Annotated in this window: 17 protein-coding genes; 11 read left to right on the forward strand and 6 right to left on the reverse strand. The window is 35.1% G+C overall.

The features are described 5' to 3' along the window. The first annotated feature begins 12 nt into the window (after nt 1–12). The 8 genes from ACNFU2_RS10605 to recA all read left to right on the forward strand — a co-directional run bounded on the left by ACNFU2_RS10605 (nt 13) and on the right by recA (nt 8,764). Complete coding sequence (locus ACNFU2_RS10605; protein WP_273649409.1) at nt 13–1,272, forward strand: putative DNA modification/repair radical SAM protein; 1,260 nt, start codon at nt 13–15, stop codon at nt 1,270–1,272. 103 nt (nt 1,273–1,375) lie between these two features. Then, the gene (locus ACNFU2_RS10610) at nt 1,376–2,134 is read left to right on the forward strand and encodes a TIGR03915 family putative DNA repair protein (protein WP_273649410.1); all 759 of its coding nucleotides are present in this window, start codon (nt 1,376–1,378) and stop codon (nt 2,132–2,134) included. Between the two features lie 22 nt (nt 2,135–2,156). Further along, nucleotides 2,157–3,020 (forward strand): DUF4846 domain-containing protein, encoded by an 864-nt coding sequence (locus ACNFU2_RS10615; RefSeq protein ID WP_273649412.1) that lies wholly within the window; start codon nt 2,157–2,159, stop codon nt 3,018–3,020. 83 nt (nt 3,021–3,103) lie between these two features. Beyond that, nucleotides 3,104–4,090: a 6-phosphofructokinase gene (gene pfkA, locus ACNFU2_RS10620; protein WP_172280439.1), complete on the forward strand. Its 987-nt coding sequence runs from the start codon at nt 3,104–3,106 to the stop codon at nt 4,088–4,090. Between the two features lie 28 nt (nt 4,091–4,118). Continuing rightward, complete coding sequence (gap, locus tag ACNFU2_RS10625; RefSeq protein ID WP_273649415.1) at nt 4,119–5,123, forward strand: type I glyceraldehyde-3-phosphate dehydrogenase; 1,005 nt, start codon at nt 4,119–4,121, stop codon at nt 5,121–5,123. Nucleotides 5,124–5,518: 395 nt separating this feature from the next. Beyond that, a complete protein-coding gene (locus ACNFU2_RS10630) occupies nt 5,519–6,298 on the forward strand; it encodes a response regulator transcription factor (RefSeq protein ID WP_172280443.1) in 780 nt (259 codons plus the stop codon). Nucleotides 6,299–6,394: 96 nt separating this feature from the next. Further along, entirely contained in the window at nt 6,395–7,591 is a 1,197-nt protein-coding gene (locus tag ACNFU2_RS10635; RefSeq protein ID WP_273649418.1) for an oxygenase MpaB family protein, read from the forward strand. Nucleotides 7,592–7,756: 165 nt separating this feature from the next. Further along, on the forward strand, nt 7,757–8,764 hold the full coding sequence (gene recA / locus ACNFU2_RS10640) for a recombinase RecA (RefSeq protein WP_172280446.1): 1,008 nt from the start codon (nt 7,757–7,759) through the stop codon (nt 8,762–8,764). Between the two features lie 230 nt (nt 8,765–8,994). On the opposite strand, the gene ACNFU2_RS10645 is transcribed toward recA, so the two are convergent. Beyond that, nucleotides 8,995–11,892: an alpha/beta hydrolase family protein gene (locus ACNFU2_RS10645; RefSeq protein WP_418124866.1), complete on the reverse strand. Its 2,898-nt coding sequence runs from the start codon at nt 11,890–11,892 to the stop codon at nt 8,995–8,997. A gap of 156 nt (nt 11,893–12,048) precedes the next feature. Here ACNFU2_RS10645 and htpG point away from each other — a divergent pair, with 156 nt between their 5' ends. Beyond that, complete coding sequence (htpG, locus tag ACNFU2_RS10650) at nt 12,049–13,941, forward strand: molecular chaperone HtpG (protein WP_273649422.1); 1,893 nt, start codon at nt 12,049–12,051, stop codon at nt 13,939–13,941. 439 nt (nt 13,942–14,380) lie between these two features. Here the strand turns inward: htpG and ACNFU2_RS10655 are convergent, their stop codons facing one another. Next, nucleotides 14,381–15,073, reverse strand: coding sequence for a hypothetical protein (locus ACNFU2_RS10655; protein ID WP_273649423.1), 693 nt, complete (start codon nt 15,071–15,073; stop codon nt 14,381–14,383). Nucleotides 15,074–15,221: 148 nt separating this feature from the next. Here ACNFU2_RS10655 and ACNFU2_RS10660 point away from each other — a divergent pair, with 148 nt between their 5' ends. Further along, the gene (locus tag ACNFU2_RS10660; RefSeq protein WP_172280454.1) at nt 15,222–15,602 is read left to right on the forward strand and encodes a helix-turn-helix transcriptional regulator; all 381 of its coding nucleotides are present in this window, start codon (nt 15,222–15,224) and stop codon (nt 15,600–15,602) included. 3 nt (nt 15,603–15,605) lie between these two features. Here ACNFU2_RS10660 and ACNFU2_RS10665 read toward each other — a convergent pair whose 3' ends face one another. After that, nucleotides 15,606–15,902, reverse strand: coding sequence for an MGMT family protein (locus ACNFU2_RS10665; RefSeq protein WP_172280456.1), 297 nt, complete (start codon nt 15,900–15,902; stop codon nt 15,606–15,608). Nucleotides 15,903–15,989: 87 nt separating this feature from the next. Here ACNFU2_RS10665 and ACNFU2_RS10670 point away from each other — a divergent pair, with 87 nt between their 5' ends. After that, the gene (locus ACNFU2_RS10670; protein WP_172280458.1) at nt 15,990–16,136 is read left to right on the forward strand and encodes a hypothetical protein; all 147 of its coding nucleotides are present in this window, start codon (nt 15,990–15,992) and stop codon (nt 16,134–16,136) included. Between the two features lie 189 nt (nt 16,137–16,325). Here ACNFU2_RS10670 and ACNFU2_RS10675 read toward each other — a convergent pair whose 3' ends face one another. From ACNFU2_RS10675 to arfB, 3 genes are read right to left on the reverse strand one after another with little or no spacing between them, the layout of a single operon-like run. Continuing rightward, nucleotides 16,326–17,300 (reverse strand): deoxyhypusine synthase family protein, encoded by a 975-nt coding sequence (locus ACNFU2_RS10675; RefSeq protein ID WP_273649427.1) that lies wholly within the window; start codon nt 17,298–17,300, stop codon nt 16,326–16,328. Nucleotides 17,301–17,327: 27 nt separating this feature from the next. Further along, nucleotides 17,328–17,975, reverse strand: coding sequence for a hypothetical protein (locus tag ACNFU2_RS10680; protein WP_273649429.1), 648 nt, complete (start codon nt 17,973–17,975; stop codon nt 17,328–17,330). A gap of 46 nt (nt 17,976–18,021) precedes the next feature. Beyond that, on the reverse strand, nt 18,022–18,414 hold the full coding sequence (gene arfB, locus ACNFU2_RS10685; protein WP_273649431.1) for an alternative ribosome rescue aminoacyl-tRNA hydrolase ArfB: 393 nt from the start codon (nt 18,412–18,414) through the stop codon (nt 18,022–18,024). Between the last annotated feature and the right edge of the window lie 30 nt (nt 18,415–18,444).

Raw genomic sequence — 18,444 nt, forward strand, 5'->3', positions numbered from 1 at the left:
ATATCATAACATATGAACTTTGACCGCCTAAAAGAAAAACTCGAAATCCTTGCTGACGCAGCGAAATATGATGTTTCCTGCTCTTCCAGCGGAGGAACACGAAAAAATAAAAAAGGTGCTTTGGGAGACAGTTCCATAAGCGGGATTTGTCATACCTATACAGAAGACGGACGATGTGTCTCCCTGCTTAAAGTTCTTTTGACCAATCATTGTATTTATGATTGTGCATACTGTGTTTCAAGAAGCTCCAATGATATCAAAAGGGCAGCTTTTACGGTGGAAGAAGTAGTGGATCTTACCATTAACTTTTATCGGAGAAATTATATAGAAGGACTTTTTTTAAGTTCAGGCATTTTTAAAAATGCTGACACGACCATGGAACGTCTGGTGAGAGTTGCAAAAAAATTACGACTTGAAGAAAATTTCAATGGATATATTCACTTAAAATCCATTCCTGGAGCAAGCGATGAATTAATGCAGGAAGCAGCACTCTATGCGGACCGTCTGTCTGTCAATCTTGAAATTCCAACCGAAAGCGGACTCAAGCTACTCGCTCCTGAAAAAAACAGGGCCGACATGATAAGTCCTATGCGTTATATTCAGAAAGGGATATCCCAATATAATGATGAAAAAAAGATTTTCCGGAAAGTTCCGAAATTTGCACCAGCCGGTCAGTCGACCCAAATGATCGTAGGAGCTACCAATGAAAACGATCTTCAGATTATAAAAGTCGCGGATCATTTTTATAAAAATTACAACCTTAAAAGAGTCTATTATTCAGGGTATGTACCAGTACTAGAAGACAAAAGATTGCCTTCATTAACTACTGAAGTCCCAATGCTTAGAGAAAACAGATTGTATCAATCGGACTGGCTCATGAGATTTTACGGCTTTAAAGCAGAAGAAATTTTAGATCCCAATCTTCCTTTTCTCGATCTTGAAATTGACCCCAAATTAAGCTGGGCATTAAGACATCTTGATCAATTCCCTATCAATCTCCAGACAGCTGACTATCAAATGATTCTTCGAATTCCGGGAATTGGTGTAAAAACAGCTAAAAAAATAGTACAAGCAAGACGTTTTCAGATTTTAAACATGGATCATCTTAAGAAATTAGGAGCAGCTGTAAACAGAGCAAAATACTTTATTGACTTCAATGCAGGAAATGTTTTTTTGAAATATTTAACGAATCAAAATTTAAAGAAATTATTGATTGGAGGAAGCTCGTCGAAATTTCATAATAAATTTTCACAGCAACTTACCTTGTTTTAAAAAACAATGATTTTCTCCCTGTTTAAAGGCAAACTGTGATAAAAATCTCTAAAAAGTTTATAAATTTTACATCTCTATATTATTAAACTACCATATAAAATAAATGACTACCCTACTTTACGACGGAAGCTTTGACGGACTTTTAACTGCAGTGTTTGAAGTATTCGAATACCGTTATAAAGACGTTGAAATTTTCGGCAAAAATCAATATCATCAGGAAAACATTTTTGCAGAAACCCACGAAGTAGTCACTCAGACAGAAAAGGCAGAAAGAGTTTTCAAGAAGCTGGAAGAGAACATAGGGAGATCCGGAATCCATCAATTGCTGAAAGTTTTTCTATCAGAAGATCCGGAATCAGAAAGAATTATCCTTTCAGCCATACAATTATCTGTACAACATCCTCATGAAAATATTCTTCAGAATTATGCGGATAGTGATATTTTAAAAATATCGAAAATATGTAAATCCGTAGACAGAGAAAGGCATCGGATGACGGCATTTGTAAGGTTTGAGAAAATGCAGGATGGTGTTTTCTTTGCAAAAATAGATCCTGATTTCAACGTTATTCCCCTGATCAGAAAACATTTTAAAGATCGATATCAGGATCAAAAGTGGATGATTTATGACCTCAGAAGAAATTATGGAATTTTGTATGATCTTGAAAATTGTGACTTCTTTTATCCTGATGAAAAACTGGATCTTGATCAATATGAGCAAAAATTCCATGATGAAGAGAGCCAATATCAAAAATTATGGCAACGTTACTTTATAAAAACCAATATTACAGAAAGAAAAAATCTAAAACTCCATATTCAGCATGTCCCGAAAAGGTACTGGAAGTATCTGACAGAAAAGAGGTAATGTAAAATAAAAACACCATAAGATGGCAGGAAAAACTTTATGTACAATTGCGTTAATCAGTATTATCAGCTGTATTCCTGATAAGAAAAGAAATGCAATATCTGAAATAGATAACGGGACAGGATCAGAAATTTTGGTTCATACCGATAAAAATACTATCAAAGAAAGATTTTCTGCACCTCAGGGATATGAATGGATTGATGAAAAACAGGAATCTTTCGGGTATTTTCTCGAAAATTTCACTTTAAAACCCTATAAAAGCAAGATACTTAGATATGACGGAAATCCAATATCTACCCAGCATCTGCATGAAGCAATTTTTGATATCGATACCGGAGATCAGGATCTTCAACAATGTGCAGATGCGGTGATCCGGCTAAGGGCAGAATATTTAGTTAAAAATAAAAGACAAGATGAAATTCAATTTCATTTTACAAATGGTGATCTGCTGAGCTGGAAAGATTATAAAAACGGAACACGGGCCTTTGTCAATGGCAATTCTGTTAATTTCAAAAAGACAGCCTCTTTCGATGACTCGCCTCAAAATTTCAGAAGTTATCTAAATCTGATCTTTAATTATGCAGGAACTATTTCATTAAATAAAGAAACAAAACCGGTTTTAAAAAGTGAGGATTTAAAAAGCGGAGACATTCTTATTACACCAGGAAGTCCTGGACATGTTGTATTGATAAGTGGCGCTTGCAGAAATAAAGAAGGGAAAAAGTTATTTTTACTAAGTGAAGGTTTCACTCCTGCCCAATCTATCCATGTTCTTTCCAATCCTTTTGATAAAAACAGATCTCCGTGGTACAACTTAGACGTAAAAGCTAACGAAACAAAAACTGCGAGATATATTTTTAAACCAACAAACTTTAGAAGTTTTTAACAATTTATATTCAAAAGTATTATCAACTTACTACTATAATCTGAACTTGTTTTTGTAAATTTGTGTTCGAAATTTTTTACTAGATGAAAGAAAGTGCTGTAAAAAAAATTGCAGTTCTTACTTCCGGAGGAGACTCCCCGGGTATGAATGCTGCATTAAGGGCGGTGGTAAGAACGGCAAATTATTATAATATCGAATGTTACGGAATAAGAGAAGGCTACAATGGGCTTATCAACGATGATTTCTTAAAAATGGGTCCTCGTTCCGTAAAAAATATAATCAACCAGGGCGGAACTATCCTAAAGTCCGCAAGATCCCAGGAATTCAGAACTAAAGAAGGACGTCAGAAAGCCTACAATAATTGCGTTAAACATGGTGTTGATGCAATTGTGTGTATTGGTGGAGATGGAACTTTCACAGGGGCGAAGATCTTCAATGAAGAATTTGGTATCAGAGTAATTGGTGTTCCGGGGACTATCGACAATGATATTTTCGGTACCGACAATACTATTGGATATGATACGGCTTTGAATACTGCCATGGAAGCTATTGATAAAATCCGTGATACAGCCACTTCTCACAACAGAGTATTCTTTGTTGAGGTTATGGGTCGTGATGCTGGGTTTATTGCATTAAACAGTGGACTGGCAACCGGAGCTTTGGATATCCTTATCCCTGAAAAAAAGGACAGTGTAGATGAGCTTTTTGCGACTTTCAGAAATGCTGAAAAAACCGGAAAAGCTTCCAGTATCGTAGTTGTTGCTGAGGGAGAGAAACTGGCGAATATTTATGAGCTGGCAGAGCAGACAAAACAGGAGTTTCCTGACTATGACATTCGTGTAGCTATTCTGGGACATATCCAGAGAGGAGGATCTCCGAGCTGTGCAGACAGGGTTCTTGCGAGCAGACTGGGATACGGAGCCGTGGTAGGATTAATGGAAGGTAAAACAAATGTAATGGCAGGAATGCGTTCTAACGATATGGTATACACTCCTATTGAAGAAGCCATTAAAAAACATAATGAAATCAATAAAGACCTTTTACTGATTTCAGAAATATTAGCAATCTAATTTTTATAATTGTAAAAATCAAAATATTATGTCAACAATTAAAGTAGGTATCAACGGGTTTGGTAGAATTGGACGTCTTGTTTTCAGAGCAATGACTGAAAGAGATAACATTGAGGTAGTAGGAATCAATGACCTTATCAATGCAGAATACATGGCTTACATGTTAAAATATGATTCTGTACACGGAATCTTTCCAGGAGAAGTATCTGTAGAAGGTAATGATCTTGTAGTAAATGGAAAGAAAATCAGAGTAACTGCTGAGAAAGATCCAAATAACCTGAAGTGGAATGAAATCGGAGCTGATTATATTGTAGAATCTACAGGTCTTTTCTTATCTAAAGATTCTGCTCAGGCTCACATTAATGCAGGTGCAAAAAAAGTAATCCTTTCCGCTCCTTCTAAAGATGATACTCCAATGTTCGTAATGGGTGTAAACCACAAAGAACTTACAGATGATATTAAAATCTTATCTAACGCTTCATGTACAACAAACTGTTTAGCGCCTTTAGCTAAAGTTATCCACGATAATTTTGGAATCGTTGAAGGTTTAATGACAACTGTTCACGCAACAACCGCTACTCAGAAAACTGTAGATGGTCCTTCAATGAAAGACTGGAGAGGAGGTAGAGCTGCATTGAATAATATTATTCCTTCTTCTACCGGTGCTGCTAAAGCTGTAGGAAAAGTAATTCCTTCATTGAACGGAAAACTTACAGGTATGTCTTTCAGAGTACCTACAGTAGACGTTTCTGTAGTTGACCTTACAGTAAGAATTGAAAAAGCTACTTCTTACGAAGAAATCTGCGCTACTATTAAGGCAGCTTCTGAAGGGGAACTAAAAGGAATCTTAGGATACACTGAAGATGCAGTTGTTTCTCAGGATTTCGTAGGTGATAAGAGAACTTCAATCTTCGACAAAGACGCAGGTATTATGCTTTCACCTAATTTCGTAAAGCTTGTTTCTTGGTATGACAACGAAATGGGTTATTCTAATAAATTAGTTGACATGCTTGTTCACGCTGCTTCTTTATAAGAATCAAACATTTAAAATAACACAAACCCCGCTCATGATGTGAGTGGGGTTTTTAGTTTACCATTTCCAAACAACTAATAAAGAAAGTATAAACCATTATTTTCCTGAAAACATTTCCTTTCCGTATTCAAACTTAAAATACAATTATTAAAAACCAAATAAAAACAAAATAATATATTATTTTATGCTTATTTTAGTTAAATAAATTAATGCATTTTACAAATAAAATTAATTACCATAACAGATAATCAAAATAAAATTTCTCAAACAGTTTTGAAAATCAAGTTTTCAGGGTTATTAGTTTATAACAAATTTTGCATTTTTTTCAACACAAAAAAATCCCCCTTTAGGGGTATTTTTAAGAAAATATTAACTATCTAAAAAAGACTATTTTCATGAAAGACGCTGAAAAAAAACATCCCTTGATTGAAGTTTGGGAAAGATATCCCGCTACAAGAAAGGAAAAAAAAGAAATACTGAAGACGCCCCCTATCGAACGTATCATTGGTGAGATGTTTGCAATCGGAGAATTTTATTATTATGTATTAAATCTTACAAACAGTACCCTCTCTCATCATCATGAAAATATTTTAAAATTACATGGTTTAAAAAAAAATCCTGAAAACCTTAAAGAAGTCATAGATCTCACACATCCTGAAGACATTCCTTTTGTAATAAAAGCGGAACAGGCCGTTGTATCTAAAATGATTGAAATTGGCCCGGAACATCATCTCTACTTAAAATCGAGTTACTGCTTCAGGATGAAAACTGCAAAAGGAAATTATGAGTTGTTCCATCACCAGGCTATTCCTACCCTAGAGGATGAAAATGGGAACCTCGTACAATCCATTAATATACATACCAACATTAATCATATAACAAAGCAAAATCCTTATACCGTCCTGATTTCAGGGATTGGCCCCAGAGCCGATTTTCACCAGATGACAATAGACAATCCCTCCTCATCAACCCATCAGACACTCGAAAATCTCACCAAAAGGGAAGTAGAGATCCTTTCTCTGATTGCAAAAGGATATTCGGGAACAGAAATATCCGAAATGCTTATTTTATCTCAGCATACTGTCCGTTCTCATCGAAAAAACATCCTTACAAAAACCAATTCAAGAAATGGTAAAGAGCTTTTGAAAAAGGCTTTTGAATGGGGCATTATATAACTATTATAAAAAGATATATTTGAAGTAAACATATACTCTCCATGCTGATAAATCTCACAGAGGTATTTCGGCGTAAAACTTGTACTTTTATAATTGATGGAAAGATCAATCGTACATCCCCGTTTTAAAAATTCACCTCATTTCAAAGATTTCTGGCAAAAGGGTAACGGAAAACTGCTTATTGAATTTTCCGGTGCAGAAGTGAGTTTCAGCGAATTTGAGCAATTTTCTCCCTATTATTATCACGTTGACGAAACCGGTGACCAGGTGGTAAAAGATGTCTATTTTACTAAAAAATTTCACGAAGCTACAAGGGAAATCGAGAAATACATCAGAAATGGAGTTTCTGAAAACGATCAGGTTCCGGACAGTGTTAAAAGACTTTTCAAAGAAGTTCAGAAAAAACCTGAATGGCTAAATGAAGAATTGCTGAAAAGTGGCGCTGAGCTTTGTATGCGAAGCGGACTAGATGCCCTCATCTCTCTTAGGGATTATTGCTTGATCGGAGGTTATGATTACTCCTACCTGAATAAACCCCTTATTGTAACAGAAGCATTGAAAAAAGGAGCCGTAAAACGTCTTTCTGAAACATTGGATTTCTGGGTGAATGTAACCCGTTACCATGCCCTGGATATTCATGCCAAAGGCTATGGATTTGCTATAAAAACACGTCTTATTCATTCATATGCAAGACTTTCGATCAAAAAGCATTATGCTGATTGGGATACGGAAAACTGGGGAGAACCTATCAACTCCTGGGATATGATGGCCACCTATATAGGTTTTAGTTTGGTTTTTCTTCACAGCTTAAAAAAACTGGGCAATAGCTTTTCAAATGAAGAGGAGCTTGGTATTTTTCACCTATGGAAATATGTCGGTTATTTGCTGGGCATTCCCGAACACCTCCTTCCTGATCATAAAAAACAGGCTACGGAATATTTTTACCTATGGTCATCCATCCAGCCTCCTTCGGATAAAGACTCTGTACTCCTTGCCCATTCATTACTCGATGAATCCCTGGAGAATCCTATATTAAAGTTCAGCTTTCAAAGAAGAAATCTACGGTATCTTCATATTTGCTGCACCTGGTTTTTACTGGACGATGAGGTTTGTAAGCGATTGAATATTCCTGATGTCTCCAATAAAAAAGTTTTCCCTCAGGTAAAAAAAGCAACTAATATTATATATAATACTTTAGTAGGACGAAAAGCAAGAATTGAAGCGGGTAATAAAAAACACCTTAAAGTTCTGGAAGACTATTTAAGAATAACATCGGGCTCCAACTTCCATTAAATTGATCTGCTTTTTTAGTTTGCTATTATTTCATTCATAATAAGATAGGCACTATTTTACCAAACAGAATTATTGTTTTTTTAACTTTAAAAAGACGCTTTGAAATTGAAAAATATTAGCTTTTGATTCCAAAATTATGTACTTTTGAGAAATTATTTTTTAGAAATGAGTAACATTGACGATAAGAAAAAAGCACTGGCTCTAGTGCTTGATAAATTAGATAAAACATACGGAAAAGGAACTGTAATGACTTTGGGAGATAATTCTGTTGATAATACAATAGAAGTTATTCCTTCCGGATCCTTAGGATTAGACATTGCATTGGGAGTAGGAGGATATCCAAGAGGAAGAATCATTGAGATTTATGGACCTGAATCTTCCGGTAAAACAACTTTAACACTTCACGCTATTGCAGAAGCTCAAAAAGCAGGTGGAATTGCAGCATTTATTGATGCAGAGCACGCTTTCGACAGAACTTATGCTGCAAAATTAGGAATAGATTTAGAAAACCTTATTATATCTCAACCGGACAATGGTGAACAAGCCCTGGAAATTGCGGACAACCTTATCCGTTCAGGAGCGATTGATATTGTAGTAATCGACTCAGTTGCCGCTCTTACTCCTAAAGCAGAAATTGAAGGAGAAATGGGTGATTCCAAAATGGGTCTGCATGCAAGATTAATGTCTCAGGCATTAAGAAAACTAACTGCAACAATTTCAAAAACAAAATGTACCGTAATTTTCATCAACCAGCTGAGAGAGAAAATTGGTGTAATGTTTGGAAACCCTGAAACGACAACCGGTGGTAATGCCTTGAAATTTTATGCTTCAGTAAGAGTAGATATCAGAAAGGCAAGTGCACCGATCAAAAATGGTGACGAAGCAATCGGAAGTCGTGTAAAAGTAAAGATTGTTAAAAATAAAGTAGCCCCTCCATTCAAACAAGCTGAATTTGACATCATGTACGGAGAAGGAGTTTCTAAAACAGGAGAAATTCTTGATCAGGCTGTAGAGCTAGGAGTGGTAAAGAAAAGCGGTTCATGGTTCAGCTATGATGAAACAAAATTAGGACAAGGCCGTGATGCGGTAAAAGACGTTCTTAAAGACAATCCTGAACTTTCTGAAGAACTGGAGAATAAAATTAAAGAAGAATTGAAAAATAAATCAAAATAATTTTTCAAATCAAAATCAATAACAAAGACAGCCTTCAAGCTGTCTTTTGTTTTTACTCTATTTCCTACCCTCACAAGTGAGAAATACTCTTTGGCGCGCCGGTATTTTTGTAAGATATTGATGAGATTTACTAAAAAAATCTTTTAATCTTTTAATCTTTTAATCTTTTAATCTTTTAATCTTTTAATAAAAAAAATCGGCGGAACATTTCGTCCGCCGATTTTTTATCGTTAAGGTTTATCATCCGTCAGTTCAAAGCCCCAATCTTTTCCTTTTTGGGTTGCAGAGACTCCTTTTGTCATCCATACCGGAGCTTTAGCTCCTTTAAGATAATAATCAAAAAACTGCTGCTCGCGGATTTGTATATCTTTCCTGTTCTGTCGTTTTACAAGATTATGGTCGTCACCATTATAGTTAAGAAGCCAAACGGGTTTTCCCAGACGTCGTAATGCCGTAAACATTTCAATTCCCTGATACCATGGAACTGCTCCATCTTTATCATTACTCATAATGACTACCGGAGTTTTCACCTTATTAATCGTGAAAAGCGGTGAATTTTTAATGTAAAGATCTGGTGCCTCCCAAAGATTTTTCCCTAATCTGCTCTGTGATTTTTCATACTGAAACTGCCTGTTCATTCCTGAGGTCCATCTGATCCCTCCATATGCAGAGGTCATATTGACAACAGGAGCACCACTCCACGCAGCAGTATACATATCTGTGTGAGCAATAAGGTAAGCAACCTGATAACCGCCCCAGCTTTGTCCTTGGATTCCGATTTTAGTACCGTCTACCCATGAATTCTGCTTTAATTTTTCAACTCCGGAATTAATATATTCCATTGCGGATTCCCCCGGAAAACCATCGGTATATGAAATATCCGGTGTAAAAACCAAATATCCGTTGCTCACAAAGTAAGAAATATTTAATCTTGATGGTGTCGGAGCAGGAGCAACATAACGGTTCAGATTGTCCGAAAGCTTCTCATAGAAGTAAACAATCATAGGATATTTCTTGTTGGGATTGAAATCTTCAGGCTTGTACAAAACTCCTGTAGATGAATTGCCTTTTGGTGTTGTCCAGTTGACCAATTCATTCGTCCCCCAATTATAAAGAGCTTGCTGTGGGTTTGTATTGCTTAATTTTTGTTGTTCCAAGAAATCTGATGTTGCGAAAATATCAGGCGATTCTGTATAGGATTCTTTTACCAAAATATATTCTTCCGCATTTTTAGCTTTTTGAATGCTTCGATACCCCCAGACATTTTCCATTTGGATTTTTACAGGATCAGCGTCTGACTGAATGGTTGTTCTGAAAATTCCGTTTGCTTTGGATGTATTATCAAAAGCTGATAAATAAATGGAAGATTTCCGGTTCAGGCTTTTTACATCTTTATCTAAATCGTATGTGTCGAATGTTATTTTATGTTTGCGCCCGAAGCCATTCGTGATATTCCTTGGCTTTTTTGAGCCGTTCAGGAAGAATTCCCAAAGATCGTAGCGATCTCTTATAATTACAGATTCATCTTTATCCGTCCATGATGCGATACCATAAGAATTTGGAAAATCCGGCATATCAAATTCTTCATCAACAAAAGAAACCGGCAACCCGCTATTGAGAGGAAGAGTTTGTTTTGTTTTAATATTGTAACTCAACCACATTCCTTTTTCTTTGTTGAAAATCACAAGAAATTTTCCAAGCGGAGATATGGCAACTGCCCCGTCAAGATTTTTTATAATTTCTGTTCTTTCGCCCGTCTTATTATCAATCAGAAAATAGGTTTTCTTTGTAGAGCCTTCCCATTGAGAGGAAATACGGTTATTGATACTGGTAATCCCTAATGCAAATTCAGCATTTCCTTCGTTCACCAATCTTAAAGTATCTAAATCTTCTCCATCAATATTTCTGAAGAAACCAGGCTTTTCTGTCTGCATTACTGCGGCATAGGATTTCTTCAGATCGTTTTTTAATTCTTTTAACTGTACCGTCTGAAGATAATCATCTTTATAATTCCAGATGTCCACAACAGCATGATTGTTGGCAATCATCGCAGTATCTTTTGCAACAGGTTTTGGCGCAACACCGAAATACAATTGTTTTCCGTTTTTGCTGAATAAAGGCAACCTGTTTTCAGAAACTACCCAATTCTTTTTCATCTGTTCATTTTCATTGCTTATAACCTCCTTCTTATTTCCTTTAAAATTAAAGTAATACAGCTGATATAATTTCACCAGGTCATTTTGTGCAGAAGCAGTTCCCACAAATGCCAGTTGGTCTCCTTCTTCATCGAAAGACAACTGTGAAAAATCGCCCTCCATTTCTGAAACCTTAGATACAGTCCCTTTTTGCAGATCAACTATCTGTACGGTTTGAAATGCATATTTCTTTGGCTTTGATTTGTCAGTTTCTTTTTTATCTGCAGATTTTTCACTCTCAGAATCCTTATCTTCTTTTTTCTCTTTTTTAGCCTTTTCTTCCGGCTTTTTAGTTACAAAAACCAGTTGTCTTCCGTTTTTACTGAACTCATAACGCATTACATTATCATATGTTGTACTTTTTCCATCCAATAAATTCCGTACCACCAATTGTAATGGTTTTACATTTTTATCTTCATCATTATTTTCATCTCCATCTTCTTTATCAGAAGCATCATCCGAGGATTTATCTTTTGTATTTTCCAAAAGGTATGCAACAAAAGAACCTGCTTTTTCAGGAACTTTAAATGATTTCACATTAGGAATTTTCTCAGTTTTATCATTGAGAAAATCAACTATTGCAAGACTATCTTTCGTTAATTTATTTTTTTTCAGCTTTTTATCTTTTACCGCCTTTATATCTTTATACTGTGGACGGATTTGAAAAACAGCAAACCTGGAATCATTGGTAAAATCCAATTTTGTTGCTCTTGCAAACTTCTTTGAGGTTTTATTTTTAACTGAGTGCAGAAAAAGGTTAGAATTTCCCTCCTGAGCATCTACGGAATAGGCAATCCATTTTCCATCATTTGAAATTTTTTTTGTCCCGATATTTTGCCAGCTGTCGTAAACGGAATGATCTAGAGGTTTTTTCTGTCCATACATAAAACAGGTCATGATGAGCAGAATAAAAACTGTACATTTCAACTTCATTTTTTTAATAATTTTAAAGATTTAAAAGTAAGATATTTCTTTGACAAAATTACATGAAGCTCCTGTTTCATTATAAGTTCAAGAGTGTCATTCTGTCACTTTCTTCCTCATGGTATTTTTTTTGAGAAGAATTATGCAAATCAAAACTAAATTATTATGACTAAAGGAAATATTAATGTTTCTGTGGAAAATATTTTTCCACTTATCAAGAAATTTCTTTACAGTGATCACGAAATATTTTTAAGAGAATTAATTTCCAATGCCACTGATGCTACTCTAAAATTAAAACACTTAACAAGCATTGGTGAAGCTAAGGTGGAATATGGAAATCCTAAACTTGAAGTAAAAATCAATAAGGAAGAAAAGACTCTTCATATTATTGATCAGGGGATAGGAATGACGGCCGAAGAAGTCGAAAAGTATATTAATCAGGTGGCTTTTTCAGGTGCCGAAGAATTCTTGGAAAAATATAAAGACAGTGCAAAAGATTCAGGAATTATCGGACATTTCGGTCTTGGATTCTACTCTGCTTTCATGGTTGCTGAGAAGGTAGAGATTCTTACAAAATCTTACCGAGATGAACCTGCTGTTCGTTGGATATGTGACGGAAGCCCTGAATTTACACTTGAAGAAACTACAGATAAAACTGAAAGAGGAACCGAAATTATCCTTCATATCGCAGAAGATTCAACCGAATTTCTGGAGGAATCAAAAATCCGCGAGTTACTATTAAAATATAATAAATTCATGCCTGTTCCGATTAAGTTTGGAACAAAGACCCACACTCTCCCATTACCGGAAGGTGCTCCGGAAGATGCTGTTGCTGAAACAGAGGAAGTGGACAATATCATCAACAACCCGAATCCGGCATGGACAATTGCTCCTACTGATCTCACGAAAGAGGATTATGTAAAGTTCTACCACGAATTGTATCCAATGCAATTTGAAGAACCCTTATTCAATATTCACCTGAATGTTGATTATCCTTTCAATCTGACAGGGATATTATTTTTCCCAAAGCTGGCTAACAACCTGAATATTGAAAAAGATAAAATCCAGCTGTATCAGAATCAGGTATTTGTTACCGATGAAGTAAAAGGAATTGTTCCGGACTTCTTAATGCTTCTTCGTGGTGTCATTGATTCTCCTGATATTCCATTGAATGTTTCACGTTCTTATCTGCAGGCTGACGGTGCTGTAAAAAAGATTTCTTCTTATATTACTAAAAAAGTAGCAGATAAAATGGCTTCCCTTATCAATGAAAGCCGTGAAGACTATGAGAAAAAATGGAATGATATCAAGATCGTAATTGAATACGGAATGATCTCTGAAGAGAAATTCTATGAAAAATCCGATAAGTTTTCTTTATATCCTACAGTTGATGGAACTTACTTCCTATGGAATGAATTGACTGAAAAAATCAAACCTGCACAAACTGATAAAGATGGTAACCTGATCATTCTTTATGCTTCCAACGCAGATGAGCAACATAGCTATATCCAGTCTGCAAAAGATAAAGGGTACGAAGTGCTTCTTTTAGATTCTCCTATTGTACCTCACCTTATTCAAAAGCTGGAAAGTACTAAAGAAAAGGTTTCATTTGTAAGAGTAGATGCGGATCACGTTAACAATCTGATCAAAAAAGATGAACCTGTAATCTCCAAGCTTAATGATTCTGAAAAGGAATCATTGAAAAAGAATGTAGAGGAAACCATCAGTGATGCAAAATTCACGGTTCAACTGGAAGACTTAGACAGTACGGATGCTCCTTTTACGATTACACAGCCTGAATTTATGCGAAGAATGAAAGATATGCAGGCAACAGGCGGAGGTGGAATGTTTGGAATGGGAGGCTTCCCTGAAATGTATAATCTGGTAGTAAACTCTAACAGTGAATTCGCTGGTCAAATCTTAAAAACAGAAAACCATGAAGAGAAAGCAAGCCTTATTAAATACGCTTTAGATCTTGCAAAACTTTCTCAGAATTTATTGAAAGGAAAAGATCTTACAGATTTCATCCAAAGAAGTTACAAGCAGCTTGAAAAATAAAATAACAAAAGCGATACAGATCATCTGTATCGCTTTTTCTTATAAGACTATTCTATAATATTTGTCTAAATCCTAGTTAGTTCTTAGAAAACTAAGCTTCATCCTTGATCGCTTATTCTATACCATTTTTATTTTCTGATCTGTTCGATTTAAAGATTGCTAAAACAAGCATTATCATCAAAAGAATTACCTGAACAAAAAAGTACCTATCTTCCTTATCAAATAATTGAATAGTTGAAATAACTATTAAAAAAGTATAAGCAATAACAGCATTTTTATTACGTTCCCTCCAGGCTGACATAATAAGGATAAAGAAAATTATAAAAGAGATACATTCAAAAATGATACGCCATATACTATCCCTTGTAAACAGTGGAGTAAGTATTAACATAATCATTACTATTATTATAATATACTTATTAAATTTCATATTCTATCTTTATGGTTTCCCTCCCTCTCTTACGCAACCTCGATAATCTGTTTCTGCATCTGAATTACACACAATCATATTAGTAGTAGCTACTGCTCCTCCAATTACAGCCCCCGTTCCTCCTGAAAAAATCCCTACTAAAGCAGCTCCTCCCATTGTTATTGCATAATTCCTCATACATCTATTTGATGCTTTAACAAAACCTGCCTGACAGTCTTTTCCATTTGCCATACGAGTACTTTCATCATAATTCAATTGCAAATCTACCTCATTTGTCAGCATCCTTGTTCTTTCTTCTTCTGTATATTTTGAATAAAAATCAGCATTAGATTCTCTGAAGGCTAAACTATTATCATTCATTTTCTCATACATAGAGATCAATTCCCTGCTTCTTCCAATTTTTGCAGAATTATAAAGACTTTCAAGTTCTTCTACGGTCTTAACCCTATCAATTCCCGACTGAATCAATGAAAAATCTGCGTCTTTTTCATTATCCAACAGATTCTTGATTTCCGACTGAATGCTGAGCTGGGTAGATACATAATCTGATAAAGTTCCGGAATCTGATCTCGCAGTTCTTAAAACATTTTTTTGAATTGTCTTTGTGCTGGAATTCTGTCCCGTTGATAAATCTTCGTTTGAAGAACATGCCTGAAAAATCAGCAGGAATAGCACTCCTGCCATAAGTAATTTTTTTCTCATTGTGTTGTTTTTTTATTTGTTGTACTCCAAAACTATAAAAGTCAAAACATTCAAAATGCATAATCCTGTTGCAGATTTTTTGCATTTTTCATGTACAACACAGATACAAATTTGTGTGATTTTTTGCATATTTGTATAAAAATGCGAGATGCAAAAAGAAAAGCTACGATCAATCAGAAAGAAAAAGGGATATACTCAGCAACAAATTGCTGATATCATTGCTACGGATGTTTCCAATTACAGCAGAAAAGAAAGTGGAGATGTAAAAATCGTAAGGGCTGAATGGGAAAAGATTGCTAATTTCCTCGATGTTACTATGGAGGACATTTATGAAGAAGATGACGCCCAAATTGTTGTCAATAATGATCATCCAGTATTTAACGACAGTTCTGCATCGGGAGTGTATCAATATAACAACAATACGATTCCACTTTCCATTGTTGAAAACCTTCAGGAATATATTTCTTTATTAAAAGCCGAGAACCAGAAATTACAGGCAGAAATAAAAACGCTGAAAGCAAGAAAGTAAATTCTACAATTCACTTAAAGGATCCCAAAAAAGTTTCTTGAAATTTTTAATTCTAAAATTTTCAACCACAATACCCTCTGCTTCCAGCTTAGGCTGAAATTCTTTTACAGATAAAACTCCTGAACTGGAAATTACCCTATGGGCAGGAACATCTTTTGGGCATCCACCCATAGCCTTTCCAACATGACGTGAATGATTGGGATATCCTACTGCTTTTGCAATGGCTCCATAAGAAGATACTCGCCCTTTGGGAATAAGCTTTGTAATTTCATAAACCTGTTGTTTAAAAATTTCGTCCATACACGATCATTTATATTGGTTAAAATAATTGCATCATTTTTGAATGATAATAATTTCAATGATGTTTCTCATTAAAATTATAAAGTTATGAAAAAATCATTTTTCCGCATTCTGAATGCGATCAATAAAAAGATCTTACCCAAATTAAGCGATAAGGATCCTTCTTCATTAACGAAGTTACAAAAAGGAATTCTTGCATACCGTTATTTTGTGCTTATTAATTCTATGGATTAAATTCTATAAAAAGGAAAGCTTTTATATTTTGTTAAGCCCGATATGACCAATCAATTTCTGAAGCCTCGGAACTTTTAATGATTTTAGCTATTTTAGAATAATTTTTTTAACATCTAAAAAATAAAAAACGCTCCATAATATGAAGCGTTTTTCTTATTTTATGATCCAGGATATCCCGGAAATTTCATCTTAAGAATTCTCAAGAATATAGGAGAACATTAATGGTGCACAGATCGTTGCATCACTTTCAACGATGAACTTAGGTGTTGTAATATCCAGTTTACCCCAAGTGATTTTTTCATTTGGAACTGCTCCGGAATATGAACCGTACGATGTTGTAGAATCGGAAATCTGGCAGAAATAAGACCAAAACGGTACATCATGCATCTCCATATCCTGATATAGCATCGGTACTACACAAATTGGGAAATCTCCTGCGATTCCTCCTCCAATCTGGAAGAATCCTACACCTTTCCCTCCTGAATTTTTAGTATACCAATCAGCAAGATACATCATGTATTCAATTCCTGATTTCATTGTTGTTGCTTTAAGCTCTCCTTTTATACAGTAGGATGCAAAAATATTTCCCATTGTGGAATCTTCCCATCCCGGAACAACAATCGGAAGATTTTTTTCTGCAGCAGCAATCATCCATGAGTTTTCTCTTGGAATCTCATAATACTGCTCCAAAACTCCAGAAAGGATCATTTTGTACATATATTCATGTGGGAAGTATCTTTCTCCTTTAGAGTCAGCGTCTTTCCAAATCTCCACAATATGCTTCTGCAACCTTCTGAATGCTTCTTCTTCAGGGATACATGTATCTGTAACTCTGTTTAATCCTCTTTCCAATAAGTCCCATTCTTCCTGTGGCGTAAGATCTCGGTAATGCGGAACTCTTTCATAATGAGAATGCGCAACCAGGTTCATTAAGTCTTCTTCCAAGTTTGCTCCGGTACAAGAAATAAAGTCTACTTTATCCTGACGGATCATCTCAGCAAGAATCTTTCCTAATTCAGCAGTAGACATTGCTCCCGCTAAAGTTATCATCATTTTTCCGCCATCTTTAAGATGCGCAACATAACCTTTTGATGCATCCACCAATGCAGCTGCATTGAAGTGCAGGTAATATTTCTCTATAAATTCAGAAATTGGCTTGTTCATTTATTTTGATTTTTGCAAAGATAAAACTTAAAATCGGAATGTAGCGGCAGCACTCAGAGAAAGTCTTGTTAATCCTTCCTTTTGATCATCCTCCAGCTTAAAAGATCTTCCGTTAATTGTCATTTTGCTTAATGTACCGGCTGTAAGACCGATTTTAGGACCAATAAAAAAGTTATTCAAGACTGCATATTGGTAAGCAAAATTAGCTTCCAATCCCAAATTTGACCCCGTTCCTTTAACGCTACCGGTTTTTGTTGTATAGGTAATAGCTCCCAGTGCAACATCATAATAGAATTTATGTTTAAACTCATCGTTAAAGTTAGAATACATAAATGCTGGTCCAAAGAAATTGATATTGTCTTTGGTGCTAACATATCCTGAAATAGTTTGCCCATTATTATCTCTTACGGTAATTCTTCCATCACTGGATGCACTGTAATTGGAATATTTTAATCCTAAATGTATATTCCCCTTCACGTTATAATAAGCAGAAACATCAAAATTCATCCCGCTTTTTAACCCTTTAATGTAGTTTCTTGTATCCCCTGAAATATTCGATGGAGTTTTTGCTACCCTCCATGCATATCCCACGGATGGAATGATTGAAAATTTTTGTTGTGCCATGGACATAGCAGTAATCGAAAACATCCCTAAAAGTGTAATTTTTTTTATCATTTGTTTTAAATTTCGGCAAAAATAACATTTTTTCCGAAGTGCACAATCAGAATTTAAAACGTCTGTTTTCCTTTTTGTCTGAGAGTTTCTTTTTATTATCAAGCCTTTTCTGCTTTTGACCTTTGGAAGGTTTGGTTGCGAGTCTTTTCTTAGGAATTATTAAAGCTTTATTTACAATTTCTATAATTTTTTCAACTGCTTTATTTTTATTCATCAATTGAGTTCTACTCTCAGAAACCGTCAAAAACATCAAGCCTTCTGCATTGATTCTGTTTTTTAATTTATTTTGAATTAAAACTTTTTCATCTTCAGTAAAAAACTCAGATCCGTTTACATTCCAAAGTACGGTGACAGATGTTTCCACCTTATTTACATTCTGACCTCCCGCTCCACTGCTCCTGGAAGTTCTATAGCTTAGTTCTTTTGAAAAATCTTTCATGGTTTTGAAACAAGGGTTATAGATAAAAAT

The sequence above is a fragment of the Chryseobacterium sp. PTM-20240506 genome (assembly GCF_048296755.1).
GTDB classification, from domain to species: Bacteria; Bacteroidota; Bacteroidia; order Flavobacteriales; family Weeksellaceae; genus Chryseobacterium; species Chryseobacterium proteolyticum.